The organism is Prevotella sp. E9-3, assembly GCF_022024015.1.
Classification (GTDB): domain Bacteria; phylum Bacteroidota; class Bacteroidia; order Bacteroidales; family Bacteroidaceae; genus Prevotella.
Window position 1 is genome coordinate 2,511,404 of record NZ_CP091786.1, and the last position, 15,499, is coordinate 2,526,902.

General features: G+C 37.2%; 16 protein-coding genes. All 16 read right to left on the bottom strand.

The features are described 5' to 3' along the window. Positions 1-11: 11 nt before the first annotated feature. On the bottom strand, positions 12-1,004 hold the full coding sequence (locus L6475_RS09680) for a hypothetical protein (protein ID WP_237819456.1): 993 nt from the start codon (positions 1,002-1,004) through the stop codon (positions 12-14). After that, entirely contained in the window at positions 1,001-2,176 is a 1,176-nt protein-coding gene (locus L6475_RS09685; RefSeq protein ID WP_237819458.1) for a glycosyltransferase family 4 protein, read from the bottom strand. The genes L6475_RS09680 and L6475_RS09685 overlap by 4 nt, the downstream gene beginning before the upstream one ends. Positions 2,177-2,181: 5 nt before the next feature. Beyond that, positions 2,182-3,357, bottom strand: coding sequence for a glycosyltransferase (locus L6475_RS09690; RefSeq protein ID WP_237819460.1), 1,176 nt, complete (start codon positions 3,355-3,357; stop codon positions 2,182-2,184). Between the two features lie 20 nt (positions 3,358-3,377). After that, the gene (locus L6475_RS09695; RefSeq protein ID WP_237819462.1) at positions 3,378-4,463 is read right to left on the bottom strand and encodes an EpsG family protein; all 1,086 of its coding nucleotides are present in this window, start codon (positions 4,461-4,463) and stop codon (positions 3,378-3,380) included. Between the two features lie 5 nt (positions 4,464-4,468). Further along, positions 4,469-5,602 carry a glycosyltransferase gene (locus tag L6475_RS09700; RefSeq protein ID WP_237819464.1) on the bottom strand — a complete coding sequence of 378 codons (1,134 nt, stop codon included), beginning with the start codon at positions 5,600-5,602 and terminating at the stop codon, positions 4,469-4,471. A gap of 19 nt (positions 5,603-5,621) precedes the next feature. Then, the gene (locus tag L6475_RS09705; RefSeq protein WP_237819465.1) at positions 5,622-6,593 is read right to left on the bottom strand and encodes an acyltransferase; all 972 of its coding nucleotides are present in this window, start codon (positions 6,591-6,593) and stop codon (positions 5,622-5,624) included. A gap of 10 nt (positions 6,594-6,603) precedes the next feature. Further along, positions 6,604-7,218 (bottom strand): acyltransferase, encoded by a 615-nt coding sequence (locus L6475_RS09710; RefSeq protein ID WP_237819467.1) that lies wholly within the window; start codon positions 7,216-7,218, stop codon positions 6,604-6,606. Between the two features lie 38 nt (positions 7,219-7,256). Beyond that, positions 7,257-7,985, bottom strand: a complete 729-nt coding sequence (locus L6475_RS09715; RefSeq protein ID WP_237819469.1) for a glycosyltransferase family 2 protein — start codon at positions 7,983-7,985, stop codon at positions 7,257-7,259. Between the two features lie 88 nt (positions 7,986-8,073). Further along, complete coding sequence (locus L6475_RS09720) at positions 8,074-9,006, bottom strand: beta-1,6-N-acetylglucosaminyltransferase (protein ID WP_237819472.1); 933 nt, start codon at positions 9,004-9,006, stop codon at positions 8,074-8,076. A gap of 2 nt (positions 9,007-9,008) precedes the next feature. After that, positions 9,009-10,094, bottom strand: coding sequence for a glycosyltransferase family 2 protein (locus tag L6475_RS09725; protein WP_237819474.1), 1,086 nt, complete (start codon positions 10,092-10,094; stop codon positions 9,009-9,011). A gap of 4 nt (positions 10,095-10,098) precedes the next feature. Then, positions 10,099-11,229: a polysaccharide pyruvyl transferase family protein gene (locus tag L6475_RS09730; protein WP_237819476.1), complete on the bottom strand. Its 1,131-nt coding sequence runs from the start codon at positions 11,227-11,229 to the stop codon at positions 10,099-10,101. A 41-nt stretch (positions 11,230-11,270) separates the two neighbouring features. Next, a complete protein-coding gene (locus L6475_RS09735; RefSeq protein ID WP_237819478.1) occupies positions 11,271-12,242 on the bottom strand; it encodes a glycosyltransferase family A protein in 972 nt (323 codons plus the stop codon). Between the two features lie 30 nt (positions 12,243-12,272). Further along, on the bottom strand, positions 12,273-13,190 hold the full coding sequence (locus L6475_RS09740) for an NAD(P)-dependent oxidoreductase (protein WP_237819479.1): 918 nt from the start codon (positions 13,188-13,190) through the stop codon (positions 12,273-12,275). Further along, positions 13,190-14,266, bottom strand: coding sequence for a CDP-glucose 4,6-dehydratase (gene rfbG / locus L6475_RS09745; protein ID WP_237819481.1), 1,077 nt, complete (start codon positions 14,264-14,266; stop codon positions 13,190-13,192). The genes L6475_RS09740 and rfbG overlap by 1 nt, the downstream gene beginning before the upstream one ends. 4 nt (positions 14,267-14,270) lie before the next feature. Next, positions 14,271-14,675 (bottom strand): WxcM-like domain-containing protein, encoded by a 405-nt coding sequence (locus L6475_RS09750; protein ID WP_237819484.1) that lies wholly within the window; start codon positions 14,673-14,675, stop codon positions 14,271-14,273. Beyond that, positions 14,675-15,499, bottom strand: a complete 825-nt coding sequence (gene rfbF, locus L6475_RS09755; RefSeq protein ID WP_237819486.1) for a glucose-1-phosphate cytidylyltransferase — start codon at positions 15,497-15,499, stop codon at positions 14,675-14,677. Before rfbF ends, L6475_RS09750 begins: the two co-directional genes overlap by 1 nt.

Here is a 15,499-nt window from a genome sequence, read left to right on the forward strand (position 1 = left end):
CTTTTAAACTCTTAAACCAAGTCTATGTACGTAGTCTTTCCATCTAGACCTTTTAATGCTCGTCCACTGAAATACAAGCGTTCCAGCTTCTCAATACCATAATATTGTGGAAACTCAAAGGTACCAAACTGGAATAAAGTTGCAGGTAGCCAATCTTTCTTTGCTTTATACCGTTCCTCCCAATTCAAGCCATCCTTTGTTATCCAAAGATGGGCATATCGATCAGTATTGACCTTTGATGGTTCAACAGTAGTGGATATAAACGCCACATCACCCACCTGACCACCTTTAATCACCGACCCTTGTACTTTCTGAAGTTCTTCTATTTCTAGTGTCTTACGGTCAAATTTTTTGATTACATTCTGCTCATATTGGGTATCCGTACCAAATACAATGAAATCTTTATAAAAGAAAAACTGGCATGTACGATATTCTTGGCCTCCTCGAAACACCTCCACAAATGTCTTGAATTCATCCTCCGTATATCCTATGATGCACTCATTCTCTCTATCGCCAGTCGCTACCCAAATTCTATTTGTATATTTGTCGAAGAATAAGCCGTGAATATGATTGATGTTACCTTCTTGAAAAGAATATGCGATATGCCAACTTTGTCCGTTATCCTTAGAGCAGTAGATATTTACAGCCTGCTTTTCCATGTTTTGGAAATACTCTCCGAAGTAGATATTGCCAGATGGAGCAAGGCATAGGTTTAGAGGCTTTGAACCACGAGGAATCTTAAGACTTTTTTCGAAATCACCTTGTCCATGTTTTTGCAGATAAATCCCCTTCTTGGCAATGGCTAAACGGTCACCATTAGGCAAAGTGTAAAGTCCTGTGATTTCTGCACGAAGGAAACGACGAGTTAAGGTAAAGCGAGAAAAGAAGGCATATTTTGAATCAAGTATCTTGTAATGATCAATCGAATCTTTAAGCCAATATCCTTTACAGATTATTGGGGCAAAAATTGATTCTCTTATTACTTTTCCTCTAATCAGATTCATTTTATTTTATCCATCAAATTATGATAAAAATCATCTCGTCGAGCTTCTAATAGTGATGCTTCATATTTTTTACTACGTTCGAAATTGACTCGACTCGTCTTTTCATATAACGAAACATCTTTGGTCAGTTCCTCAATACGGTCAGCTAAAGTATCAGTATCATAATAAGGCACAAGAAAATGTTCTTCAACTAATTCGGGATTACCGCTAACAGGGGTAGTGATACAAGGTAAGCCCTTTGCCATAGCCTCAATAATCACGCGTGGTAAACCCTCAGCCCAGGTGGGCATTACATAAATATCCGATTTCTCTAGATATTCGCTTAGCTGAGTACGACTAACGCCACCTATGAAATGTATTCTGTCTCCTACACCTAATGTCTGAGCTAGATTTGTCAGCTTACTTATTCCATCATGATAATCGGGGCCTGCAAAATTGACCGATACATCCACTCCTCTTTTCTTTAGCTTTGCAATAGCCTCAATAACTTCATTATACCCTTTTCGTCCTTTAAACTGAACTTGTGTGCATACATGAGCGATAGAGATTTCCTTTCCAATAGGAAAATGACGAGCCCCTGTATAGAATGATTTGTCAAGAGCCAATGAAGAATAATGACCAAAGAATGCATCAAGTTTTTGGCTCGAATAGTGTTTTTGCAGATAATGTTCAGTGACGCATGCAACACCATCAGCATGGTTACAGGCATTGACCATCTGTCGGTGAATATTACTCCAAAGCAAACGCTCTATAGGATTTGTTGCATTATCCATGGCATCATTCGCGTCAAACACCAGTTCTGTGGCGTATGGTATGCCTGATTTCATCACCTTTGTACATACCCTCTGTGCTATCGTTGAAGGTAAACGCAGGATAGCGGCATCGCACCCATCTGTTATGCCCTTTAGCTGCTTATATATTTTATAGTATGCCTTTGCGTATTGCAAAGGACCACTAAAGAAAGGCATTGGTACAAACTCAATCCTTGAATCATCTAAGGACACACGACTTTTCCCCAATTGTTTTTCATCCACACATCGGGTAACTAACCGTAACTTATCAAACACACGCAAGTAGCGTTGATAGAAATCGTATTTTTCCTGAGTCCGGGCATAGTATTTCCCATTGCAACGGAACACATAGTCATCGCAAGATAATAAAAGTTTTGCCATAATATCTATTTCAAGTTCGACATAAAGATACGCAAGGGTTCTACGAATGAGTGACAATCTAATTGTTTTGCAATCTCCTTGACATTACTTTTAATTCTTTTTATATCGTTTTTGCTCAGTGAAAGCACTTTTTCTTTTAGAGTTTGATAGATAGCTTCTTCACTTGGCTTGGGTACGACAAACCCTGTTTCACCATCTTTTAGGTAGTTTCCAAGGTCGCTGGTAATATTGGCAATCACAGGCGTACCACTGATAAAGCTCTCTGAAAACTTGGTAGGGAAGCCAGCATTACTTTTGCGATTTGGCTCCCTTAACAATACCATATAATCAGAAAGTGCATAGTACGAAGGGACTTCATCCTGCGAAACCCGCCCCAAGAATTTAATGGCATCATCCAGTTCTATCCCCTTCAGCATTTTTTTATATCTTTCAACATATTGTTCTTTGGTTATACCGACAATCAAGAATCTTATCTTAGCGCCTTCGTTTGCTAAAGTATTGACCGCTTTAATCACATAATGTACAGCATCCTTACGGGCTGGATTGCCGGCATATATCAGAGTAATACCATCAAAAGAGGCAGATAATTCTTCAAACTTATCTTTCCCTTTTTGCCATTTTCCTTCGGATGCATCACATGTTGCTGGAATTACTACATTATGGGAAGATGAATAATACTTGTTTAGATACTGACTTATAACAATCTTATTCTTAACTCTCTTTTGGTAATAACACATATCCCACGCATAACCAGGCCACATAATAGGTTTCAGTTCGTTGTATTCATACCATTCTGTAATATCTGTTACTAATTTAACTCCATTCTTTTTACAAAAAGGAATGAGCCACCTGATTATGCTACAGTTATAAGCTATGATAGCGTCATATTTACCAAGTCTTTCCTTTAATATCTCTTTTGTCCTTGAACCTTGTTTAATCCAACCTTTAAGTTTACCAAACACACCACCATTGAAATCAATTTCATCAGTAATTACATACGGGAAACCATCATATACATATTCTCCGTTTGTGTTTAAATCTTCGGAACGTTGTTTCCCGCCCCAACTGATAAAACTCACACAATGCCCCCCAGCCCTAAGTGCTCTTGCCACATTTAAGACACGAGACGCTGCAGCATCAAAGCATGGTAGGCGAAAACTCCCTATATATAAAATATTCATTGTTATAATTGACCGATTTTTTACAAATCACTGAATATTGACTGATAATGCCAAAATACAAAATATTTACTTCCCATCCATACAAATACTGTATAATATAGCATAACAGCACTTACAAGAAATAAGAAATTATTTTTAAAGGACTTACTAGTCCATCCATCTTGAATCAGATACGTCAAGGTAATAATATAGAATGGAATATAAAAATAGACCATTCTAGTTCGCCCTAAAACGCCCAAGAAAGGACTAATGAGAAAAAGCATTGCCAATCTCCATATAACATTTTGTGCAGGAGTCAGAATACACCTTTGTTTATAAGCCCACTTAAGGATTACGAACATTGAGATTGCATTAGCGGTACAAACCAATAATGAGCTGTGATTATCAGCATTCATATAGTGAATTCGATAACTTTCAAATAACTCACCTGACATTAATGGTAATGCTAAATTAATAATGCTAGTAACAGACATCAATGAGAATACAACAGATGCGCCAAGCCATAACCATATTTCTTTTTTTGTAATAGAAAAATTCTGACCTGCAAGGATAGCAAGAGGTATAAATATTAACGCACTAGTATGCAATAAAGACAATAAAAAGACTATAGGCAATAAAATATGATACCGACGCTTAACAATCAATGGTGTACACAAAAGAAATCCAGCAATAACAAGTCCATTTCTCATTGCCACAAAACTCAAGAAAAAGCATCGGCCGGGGTCAAACATTGTAAAAAATAATGCCAACATGAGCATTCTTGGCTCCACATATTTATAATATAATAAAGCGAAACCACTTATCACCATGGTTGATACCAACATTACAAGTAATCGCCATGATGGAATCATAACATTCAGCCACTGAAAGCCAATTTCCGCATGATCATCTTCATCAATAAACTGAGCATTACCATGTAATAACTCATAATTGTATTTATATTCTGGATAATCAATTCCAAAATTTTCACGCAAAGCTCCATAAATAAATATTGGCAAAAAGCACCAAATTATCTTTTCTAGATATGCTTTTCGGTCTCCATTTTGCACTTTTATTTGAGAACAAAAAATAAAGGTAAAAATAACTACAAAAATATATACATCCATATATTTTATATCAAATTGTAAAAATCATTTAATATCTTATCATTGCTGATGATACACTCCTTTATCTTTAAGGGATGCTTTATCTGTTCTACTATCTTCATTGGCATTTCTTCTAATGATAGAATAAAACCTTCCTGCCCCACATGTACGGATTCAGATGCACTTGGGAAGGTATTGCATAAAAATGGAATCCTAAGTGCAAGCCCTTCGTGAATTGTATATGAAAAAGTTTCTGAAGATGAAGTACAAACATAAAGGTTAGATTTTACCAAATAAGGGTATGGATTAGACTGCATACCCAAAAGTTTTACCTCACCGCAGACTCCATATTTTTCGATTTCATTTTCAATATTTATTTTCACTCTATCATTTCCGCCACCTATTATCAACCATTGAAACTTATGCGTTCCATTAAGAAGGCGTTTTACTTCGAATGCAAGAGCAGGTATCTTTTCAAACTGTTTTACAGGATCCAACCTTCCTATTGAGATTAGCGTAAACTTCTTGTCATCTTCGAACAACTTGTCAACATCCGGGTTAGAAAGCATACTTTTTGCTGTAATGTTCTCAATATTGATAGCATTGTGTATGACTACTGTTTTATTATTGTATTGAGGACAGACTTCAAGGAGCGTATCCTCTGCAAATTTTGAGACACATACTATCTTATCTATTTTATTGAGATATGCTGTTTCATCACCTCCATTTATATGCCTTCTATAATCGCAGTGGAGCCATGTAATACGTTTCTTTGCTGGTATAGAGCTAACAAATCTCGGAAGTGTTTCATCAAATCCTATTACGGCATCGTATTTATCGGAATCAATTATTTTACCACCAACCCAGTTGTAGAGTCTAAATAAATCTATACCTATTATCTGTAGTATTCCTCTGAGAAGATACAATAATTTACAAATACACTTACTTGCTATATTTCCTTCGATGATACGATGACTCAACCAAATGCTTTCAGGCAATAATCTACAATTTTGCATATTATCTTTCAATGGTCCAACATGTTCTCTTGCAAAAACATCGACCTCAACCGTCTTTGGATCTAATACAGAGAGTAAGGAACAAAGACTGGTGCGAGAACCACCAATCTCAAAAGTCCCTGTTATTATGAGTATTCTTTTCATCAAATAACTATGCACTAAATTATATTTTCGATAATATCCATTGAGAGACCACATGTAAGCCCCAGGCCCACAACAAGCCACCAATAATAACTATACTATAACCTAAATAATTGCCATAATTCAAATTGAACGATAACATGCACCATGGTATCATTGCCACATAATGAGGAAGTGCACCATTTGTTAAATAAGACTCTAATGATATTCTTCCTAACCATCTTAATATTTTTGTATTCATATTATTATGTTCTAAACACCATAAAAGAAGTGGCAGTACTATCAAACAACAAGAAAGATAAAAATTAGCAAAATCTCTATTAATTGTAAAAAAGGATATCATAAGAACTATCCCGTAACTCAACAAAATGGGAGCTTTTATTCTGCCCCCCCCAATGGAGTAATAAGCGAAAGCCATTCCGAGAAAAAAAGCTTCAAAATGTGGCATTGCTCTTAGGACATGCTCAAAAAAAGGATTACTACAATGGAAGAAACTTGCTATAGTTAAAACGCAAGATACCATAATTACATTGCGCCCAACCATATCTTGGAAAGTAAGCAACTTTTTAATCCATGGTGATAAAGCATACAGTGGTATCAGAACAGAGAGGAACCATGCACCACCACCATAGAACCAAAATTTAATTAAGGAAAAGCCAAATAAAAACTGAACCCAATCAGTATTAGGAGTATTACATGCCCGTATGAAATGAACTACATACCACAGAATATAAGGAATTAGGATTCTCGCATACCTCCTTTTATACCAAGCCAATATACTTGTTTTATTAGATTCTGCCTTGCTTAAAGAATAATACAATCCGAATCCAGACAATAGCATAAATAACGAGTTCCCAATCTGGCCAATAGAAAAAGCATAACTTACTGGATATGGAAAGGAGACATGGTTTCCTACAGCATGACACATAAGGATACCTATAGTTGCTACACCCATCAGTTCCATACGGTATTTGCTTATCAGAAATGTTTCCATATTCTTAGAATCACTTTTGATACATCTTGAAAAACATCTCCAATTGTTCCCTAGTGTATCTTTCTTCTTCTGGATACAACATGGACTCATGCTCCAAAATCTGATCAATATTCCAATAGAATTTTAAATGTTTAGCGGGAATTCCACCATATACACTATATGGAGCAGTTGGTTTGGTTACCACTGCACCTGCTGCTACAGTTGTTCCTCTACGTACAATAACTCCTGGCAGCAAAGTAACATTAACCCCCAACTGACAATCTTCTTCAACAATCACATCCTGATCTTTAGTTTTTTTCTCAGACTGTTTTATAGTTCTATAGAAACGTCCTATAAATCTATCGTGGTTTCCTGTAAGCACGACAAGTCCCTCTGCCGCACCAGAATAACGTTTCATAATAAACTTAGCTTCAGGTGTCATTATTATAGCTCTCCTAACTATTGTATGATCATAGACATACATGTTTTTGGGGTTTTTGAAAACGATAGGATTCACTATTGATGCAGTCTCATCACAATACCCCATCTCTTTTCTATAATTAAAAGAGATGCTAATATACCACTGTTTAAATCCCGAAAATAAATTTCCCAAATACGATGACCTAATTGTTTTTTTTAAACTCATAACGATATAACTTTAAAAGATTTATATAACTAAAAACACTACATTCTTTTAAAAAAACGAGCAACTTGTGATAAAAGACATCTTAGCTCATACTTATATAGAGCACCTCTATACACAATCGGATTTTCATACCTTAAACTAAGAATTTCTTTCATATAAGTATTTGTATTCCTACTTATACCAGAATTTGTTGCATCGTATCTTGCCACTACTACATGATTGTACTTAAATTTTATACCCTCTTTTCGCATACGAACAAATGATTCACAATCAGCACATACTTTAAAGTCCAAATTAAATGGCGTTTTCTTTAGGACATCAGCCCTGACAAATATTGACTGATGACATGCTGGCATGATTTTATGTTTCCAAAAGTTTGGATTGTAAATACGGATAGATTCTCCATTCGTACAGACAGATATTGTATCTCCAAACAGCACACCAACTCCTTCAAGATCTATATCAAATAGTTTCCGGATGGTATCGCAATCCACGAAAGTATCGCCAGCATTCATATAATTCACCCACTCACCAGTAGCGAGTTTAGCAGCCTTATTCATGGCATCATATACTCCACGGTCTGGTTCGGACACAATCGTTGTAATGCGATCTTTATATTTGTTCACCACATCAAGAGTACCATCCTTGCTGGCACCGTCCACTATAATGTATTCAATATCAGGATAAGTCTGAGAAAGCACACTCTGTATAGTCTTCTCTACCTCTTTCTCACAGTTATATGTTACTGTTACTACGGTTATCTTCATTATTATTCATTTGTTTTATGACTTTACATGGATTGCCACCAGAAAAATCAGAAGGGAATAAATCCTGTCTAATATTTTCATCTATAATTTATTTCCCTATTTCAGAATCTATAGTATCAAAGACATTTTCATCAACACTCATATCAAATTTTCTCGCAATATATTCAGGACGATTCTTCAACCACTTCCAGTCATCTGCAGTTATGATGTAAGGATGCCCACAAAATTTCTTTGTCGGTGTCTCAAAATTAGCATAAGTCAGACAATTCTGTTTACGTTCAGTTATACTGTTTATCTCTACAAGATTGCTAATCCGTGTACGCATAACGTAGGTCTGAAAGAATGTTTCCTCCGGAGTGTAAGTACTAAGTGACAACTCGAAAGCACGCTTATCGTTTTCTATATCTCTTAAAATATCGCCAACTGCCACATCCGGTAAAGCCCACCATGCACTACCACCATATAACTTCATCCCATAGCGTATGCTATGCTTATATAAAGAAAAATAGTGATTCCCAAAATGACGTTTGTGTAACACCCTCTCTACTTTCTTTAGAAAAGGGCATCCTGAATTACTGAAAGAATGAAGTATTTTATTATAAAGAGCACTATTCTTATATTTATAGTACATCCAGTTGCTGACATCATAAGGTGTGCAGTCGATATAAGGCTTCGGGTAGTTTTTGACGAATAGTGACCTTAAATCTGAAATTGGCTTGATTGGATAATCTTGTGCAGACATAAGTATATAATAGCCCTTCTCCCCTTTTGTATAGGCAGCCTTCAGTAAGCTAAGTGACGCTAGCACCAGAGAACAATCATCCAAAAAAGTTGATATACGCTCGTTAATGACATGTAGTCCATCGGTAGCATTGCGAATGATTTCAATATCTGAAGGAGAGATATTCCATTTCTTGTCGAGATGGATATAGACAGACGAATCATCTGACTGCAATGCTTTTACCAGACGCACAATCTGTTGAACATTCTTATGGGCAAGAATCAAATAGTTGATATGCATAATCAAGATAACTTGTGTTTTAATTTTCTTACTATATATATCGCTCTTGCATACAAATACGCTAAGAAAAGTTGATTTGATTCTATGAAACGATAAAAAGTCAAAGTTCTATTATCAAGACAATCAAGCTTTGATGAGTCAACAGTTGAAAACTTCTTGAGTATTTTTATTGCTTCCCACCCTTTTCCTATAGAGCACTGCTTATAATAGTAGTCAAGGTACGTTGCTGCAGGATTAGAAGCCAAAATACTCAAATAATCTTCGAACGAGTATAACGGATGATACCTTCTGAATAGTTGATAGCAATCCTCAAACGTATGGTTTTCTAACAAATCTGGCACCGCCCTTATTCTTCCTACTGCAATATTAGTGGTGTCTATCTGGCATTTAAAAACCTCTTCTAGTTTATGTATGGAAGCAAACATTACATCACACATATATTCCACTTCTTCCCAGGAAAGAACATATTTACCGCCCCCCCCCCAGATTCCATCATATACATAAAGCTGATTAGGAATTTGACGTAAACTCGTACAATACGATAAATATTCAAGATTAAAGATGGTATCCTCTGTAAGTTTAAGTTTTTGATTAAAACGAATATGGAACTTGTCAATTATCTCTTTCTTGAATAGTTTTGCCCAAGGGGCTGGCGCAGAATAGGAATTAAAGAATTTAGGTATATAAACGCCCATAGTCTCACCAGAAACATCAATATCGTCAGGGGTTATTTGCAAGCCCTGTAGACTACGAAAACCACACACCACCAAATCATGACTGAATACCAACATCTTTGACAAGAAGTTGGACTCAAGACAATCGTCAGCATCAACAAAACAAATCCTATCCCCATTAGCTTCATCAAGTCCCTTGTTGCGTGCACTGGATACACCACCATTGGGTGTGTGAAAAACTCTAATACGTGAGTCTTTTTGTGCATACTCGTCACATATCCCCCCAGAGATGTCCGGAGATCCGTCATCTACGAGAACAAGTTCCCAATCCTTATATGTCTGAGCTAGAACAGAATCAATACATCTACGAATAGATTTCTCTGCTTTATATATAGGAATAATAATAGAAACCATGTTTTTAAACTATATTCTTTGTGAGAAAGGTTAAGCTGTGAGATTTCCAGTTTGCTCTAATCTTGTCAATCTTTTTCCAGTCTATCCGCTCTTTAACATTACATTCGCCAACATCAGTTATCATGCGATTCTCTAAACCAAATATTTTCAGCAAAGATGCAATTCTAGACACACCTCTATAACTATTTGCCAACACATAGAAGGGTTTATGAAAGATAATGCAGAAGACACACGCATGAAAACTGTCTGTGATGACAAAGTCTGCATAACATAAGCCAGCTAGCCAAGATTCAACTGGTGGTTGTATACGCTCCTCTATAGTTGCGGTAGCATCCTCCACTTTCGAATTTAAGCGCAAAACCTTTAATTCTAATTCCTTGGACAATTTTTCAATAGCACTCACTTTGTTATCATCATAATCAAGCACATATGTGGCAAGTGTTTTATTAATTGAGTCCGCATTATTTACAGAGAATAACCTGCTATAATCATCTTTGTCCAACAGCATTGTCGGATCTAACACATGACTTGCAGATATTCCAAGATGTTCACGACATAGTTTAACACCACTTTCCTCACGGACAGAAACCGCTTTGAATTTTTTTATAAGTTTGGAGCAGTTATCTGTCTGTGTTACAGAATACTCCCAACTGTCTGTACCAAAGGATGCTGCGTAAGCTAACTTAGGAACATCCCAAGTTGCAGCAAACCCGAAGAACATATCTTCTATATTCCGGGTATAAGCAGGTCTCCATACTTGGTCAGACCCAACAATCAACAAGTCAAAAGAGTCTCTTTTTACATCATTACTCAAAGACCTATAGAGATATTGATGTATGTATCTGTTTATAAAGGTATATGTGTTTTCATTAATTATAGAATAACTTTTCTTAATTTCAATCTCCTCTTTCTGAATATTGAAATATTTAGACATTTTTCTGCGCAAAATAGCCCACACTATTCTTTTTATAAATGATAGACATATCTTCGTTGCAGGATAGTGTATGGGATCTTGATTCTGATTTAGAACAGCTACCTCATGCCCCATGCGCTCCAATACCGTTTGGAGTGCATAAGCTTGAAGGATTCCTCCATAATTGGTATGGAGAGGAAGGGTCAGTATTCCTATGTTCATTATATTCAACTTTGAATAACCACGTTGCTGGGGCTATTTTATTAGATGCCTATTATTTGCTTCAAAAGTTTTTTCAGAAAAAAACATCTCACCTTCCATGGATTACCTCCATATTTCTTGTAGTCAGAAAGATATTTTTCAATATCACTATAGTTCCTTGTTTCAAAGGCCAATACTGCTATTGATTTAGCTCTCAGCTGCAGATAAGAAGTACGATAGTCATCCTTTTCTTTCTGTGGCATTGATTCGATTGAACCTAAAATAGAGTCTATGTATTCAGGGGCTTTTTTATACAGAAGTGCTTTTGTGGAATATTTACTATACTCCCCGTGACTAATTGATGATTTTCTCACTAAATAACATACTAATGGTTCAGGAATTGTCCATGCCTTATATTTATAGTAAAGAGGCAGACAAATCTGTCGCTGTTGCCCTGTGTTGTAAGCATTATATATTTTTAATCCCGTCATCTCACGGAGAGCTGACACCCTTACCATATAGTCTATCGGAGCAAAATTATACCCATTTCTACCATATAAACAATCTTCAAACAATGTGCCCGGGTCGTCCTCCGGAAAATTTTCATATGCCATGCCTATCGGTTGCATGTTCTCTTCATTAATAAAAAGGAGTTGACTCCGGATAATAGCATATTCGTCTGGTAGACTCTCAAACTTGTTAACGAACGTTTCTATAGATGTTGGACCAGAATAATAGTCATCACTATCTGGCATAATCAAATATTTTCCCTTTATGTACTTAAATCCCGTTTGCATTGCAGCAGAAGGACCTAAGTCGTCCTGATGGATATATTTTGTATAATATCCTTTTTTTTCAAGTTTAATAAAATAATCTTTTACGATGTCTGCCGTATTATCTTTGGAGTCATTATCAACAACAATTATTTCCATATTTGTATATGTTTGACTCAACAAAGAATCTATTAGCCTATAAATATATGCTGCAGAATTATGACATGGTATTATGACTGAGACCAGCGGTTTATTATCCATATTTCTTTAACTTTTATATGTTTTGTTAGATTATCTTCTGAATATTTCCTCAATTGTAGAAATTGGCAAATAATCTAGTGCTTTTTTTAACTTTTCTCCATTTAAACAGAGACTTCTAATATCACCATCTCTACGCACTGATTGGCCAAAATATTCCTCTTTACAAGGAACATCGTAAATCTTGAAAAGTCGCTCAATTAGGTTGCGAATGCTCAAAAACTCTCCACCTCCAACACAATACAGACCACTTGGTATATGAGCCATAATAGACTTGTCAACCGTTTGTATCATCTCCTCCAAAGTGATGAACTGACGTGTCTGGGTACCTGCACTAAACTTAGGTGCTTCAGGCTTCTTACCTGCACAATAATCTTGCAAATACTGGAGTGTATAAGGAACAAGTCTTGTTCCAGGTTTCAAATCATCTTCTGAGAACATATTTGGAAGAATGAAATGATAAGTAGTAAAATCTGCCTTAAAATCTCGCATATAGCGACCATACAAGCGCTTCGATAAAGCATAGTCATTGGTCACAGGCAATGTAGAGCATACGACCTCGTCTTCATTAAAGGCTTTTCCTTCCTCTTCATTCACACCAATCTCCATATAAGATCCAAAAGACACATAAATGCCTTTGAATCCTGCTTTTTTCAAGCCCAAAGTAATAGCAATGGGAGCAGAAACATTAAGTTGATACATTAAGAGTGAAGGTGTACTTAATGCAGCTTGTACTCCTGCACCAGAGGAATAGATTACGACATCTGCTATGGCAACATCTTCATAATTCAAGGTCTGAGTTACCAGATTAACCTTTGTAAAACTATCACAAGTGTAACCCTGCGGTTCATCCAACCCATATACAACTACAGTCGTATCAGGTCGACCATAGAAGTACTTTGTAAGTGCAACGGAAAGCATTCCATTAGCACCTATAATTGCTATTTTCATTAACTTAAAAATTTATCTATTTCTTCAATACAGATACTATATACATCCTCTTTCTGGTATCGCTTGTACCAATCAGAAGTCAGAATAGCTGTCTGCTTTGCATCCAATCTTGGTTTCCAACCCAAGCGTGTCTTTGCCTTGGTAATGTCAAGCATCAATAGGTTGGCTTCGTGTAAGGCACCAGGATTTGAAACATCTTTCAGTTCTCCCCTTCCAAAACACTTAACCAGCTTTGCAGCAACTTCCCAAACAGTGGATACTGAATCAGCCTCCGGTCCAAAGTTCCAACCTTCGCAGTATCCGGTGGGATTCTCCCACATCTTCTGGGCAAGAAGCAAATAACCACTCAGCGGTTCCAACACATGCTCCCAAGGGCGTACAGCTTTAGGCGAACGTATCTCGATAGGTTTTCCTGCTTCTAAAGCACGGATGCAGTCAGGAATGATACGGTCTTTAGCCCAATCGCCACCACCTATCACATTACCGGCACGAACGCTGGCCAGGCTCACATGATGTTTCTTTCCATAATCTTCAGGATTGAAGAAACTTCTGCGCCAGCTTTGGATGGCTATTTCACAAGCACCTTTGCTGGAGCTATAGGGGTCGTAACCACCAAACGGATCATCCTCTTTATAGCCTCTCATCTGCTCTTTGTTATCGTAGCACTTGTCGGTGGTAATCATCACGCCTACCTTTACGCTATCAGTCGCTCGAATAGCTTCCATGATGTTAATGGTACCCATCACGTTGGTCTGGTAGGTCTCAACAGGTATCTCATAGCTGAGACGCACCAAGGGCTGAGCGGCAAGGTGGAATACAATCTCCGGTTGGTACTGAGCGAAGATTTCCTTCATCTTCTCCCCATCACGGATGTCAGCACGGATGTCTGCTTTAATCTTCTTACCAATACCGGAGAGAACAAAGTTGTCTTTCTCGCTATAGGGGTCAAGTCCAACGCCAACCACCTCTGCTCCCAGTTCGTGAAGCCAGATGGAGAGCCAAGAGCCTTTGAAACCGGTGTGACCGGTTACAAGGACTTTCTTGCCTTTATAAAATCCGTTATATTTGTCTATCATATACTTATTTGATTGAATATGCAATTGTATCAGCAGGGTCATAAAGTTTGTCCGTATAAGCCAAGAGGATAAAGTTCTTATCACTATTATTTACGACGATATGGGCCACATTATTGGGAATAAAGACTGTGATAGCTTTTTCCAATGACATCTCTATATCACGTCTTTCATGTGTTACCATATCCTCCAGTTTAAGGACGGCACTTCCTTCAATTAGAGTAAACCACTCAACTGCTTTAGGATGATAGTGCCCACCTTTACCCTGTCCAGGCTTTCCCATTGTTAGATACACTTCACCTGTATGGGAAGGGATGCCCTCTTCAGTTCCTGTTATTGCTTTTAAGAACCATCCGCGATCGTCTGCTATTAAACGACGCTGAATTATATGAACTTTATCTATTTGACTCATTAAATTTGTCCGTTACGTTTACGCGCCTCAATACTAGGAACTTGTCTATCCCATCTTTTCCACGGTGCTTTGTCTTGTGCCAGAAGATCCTCTAACATATTCTTTTCACGAATGTTATCCATGCATTGCCAGAAACCTTCATGGATGTAAGACATCAGTTCGCCCTCGCTGGCAAGTTTAACCAATGCTGTTTTTTCAAAAATACATGAGTCACCATCAAGCAAATCAAATACTTTAGGCTCTAAAACCATATAGCCAGCATTAATTGGTGCACCATCACTTGCGTTTTTCTCGCGGAATGAACGAACCGAATTACTCTCGTCAATATCTAGAACGCCTTTATCTTGTGCCATCTTAACTGCTGTCAAAGTAGCTAACTTCCCATGAGACTTATGGAATTCTACGAGTTTATTTATCTCCACATCACAAACTCCATCACCATATGTAAGCATAAATGGTTCGTCTCCGATATACTTTTGAATGCGCTTGATACGTCCACCTGTCATAGTGTTATAGCCAGTATCTACTACTGTCACCTCCCACGGTTCCATATTAGTCTGATGCACAGTCATTTCATTCTTACCATCGCGATAATCGAAGGTGACATCTGAGTTATGGAGGAAGTAGTTAGCAAACCAATCCTTAATATACTCTTGCTTATAACCAGCACAAATGATAAACTCGGTATGACCATAATAGGCATACTCTTTCATGATATGCCACAAAATAGGCATTCCACCTATTTCTATCATTGGTTTTGGCTTAAATTGGCTTTCTTCACTTATACGCGAACCAAAACCACCGGCTAATAATACAACTTTCAT

Excerpts from the sequence above, each read along its gene's own strand:
- L6475_RS09680 (WP_237819456.1), bottom strand. The coding sequence starts at position 1,004 with ATGAATCTGATTAGAGGAAAAGTAATAAGAGAATCAATTTTTGCCCCA.
- L6475_RS09705 (WP_237819465.1), bottom strand. The coding sequence starts at position 6,593 with ATGGAAACATTTCTGATAAGCAAATACCGTATGGAACTGATGGGTGTA.
- L6475_RS09720 (WP_237819472.1), bottom strand. The coding sequence starts at position 9,006 with ATGCATATCAACTATTTGATTCTTGCCCATAAGAATGTTCAACAGATT.
- L6475_RS09715 (WP_237819469.1), bottom strand. The coding sequence starts at position 7,985 with ATGAAGATAACCGTAGTAACAGTAACATATAACTGTGAGAAAGAGGTA.
- L6475_RS09725 (WP_237819474.1), bottom strand. The coding sequence starts at position 10,094 with ATGGTTTCTATTATTATTCCTATATATAAAGCAGAGAAATCTATTCGT.
- L6475_RS09700 (WP_237819464.1), bottom strand. The coding sequence starts at position 5,602 with ATGAAAAGAATACTCATAATAACAGGGACTTTTGAGATTGGTGGTTCT.
- L6475_RS09750 (WP_237819484.1), bottom strand. The coding sequence starts at position 14,675 with ATGAGTCAAATAGATAAAGTTCATATAATTCAGCGTCGTTTAATAGCA.
- L6475_RS09685 (WP_237819458.1), bottom strand. The coding sequence starts at position 2,176 with ATGGCAAAACTTTTATTATCTTGCGATGACTATGTGTTCCGTTGCAAT.
- L6475_RS09690 (WP_237819460.1), bottom strand. The coding sequence starts at position 3,357 with ATGAATATTTTATATATAGGGAGTTTTCGCCTACCATGCTTTGATGCT.
- L6475_RS09695 (WP_237819462.1), bottom strand. The coding sequence starts at position 4,463 with ATGGATGTATATATTTTTGTAGTTATTTTTACCTTTATTTTTTGTTCT.
- L6475_RS09735 (WP_237819478.1), bottom strand. The coding sequence starts at position 12,242 with ATGGATAATAAACCGCTGGTCTCAGTCATAATACCATGTCATAATTCT.
- rfbG (WP_237819481.1), bottom strand. The coding sequence starts at position 14,266 with ATGATAGACAAATATAACGGATTTTATAAAGGCAAGAAAGTCCTTGTA.
- L6475_RS09710 (WP_237819467.1), bottom strand. The coding sequence starts at position 7,218 with ATGAGTTTAAAAAAAACAATTAGGTCATCGTATTTGGGAAATTTATTT.
- L6475_RS09730 (WP_237819476.1), bottom strand. The coding sequence starts at position 11,229 with ATGAACATAGGAATACTGACCCTTCCTCTCCATACCAATTATGGAGGA.
- rfbF (WP_237819486.1), bottom strand. The coding sequence starts at position 15,499 with ATGAAAGTTGTATTATTAGCCGGTGGTTTTGGTTCGCGTATAAGTGAA.
- L6475_RS09740 (WP_237819479.1), bottom strand. The coding sequence starts at position 13,190 with ATGAAAATAGCAATTATAGGTGCTAATGGAATGCTTTCCGTTGCACTT.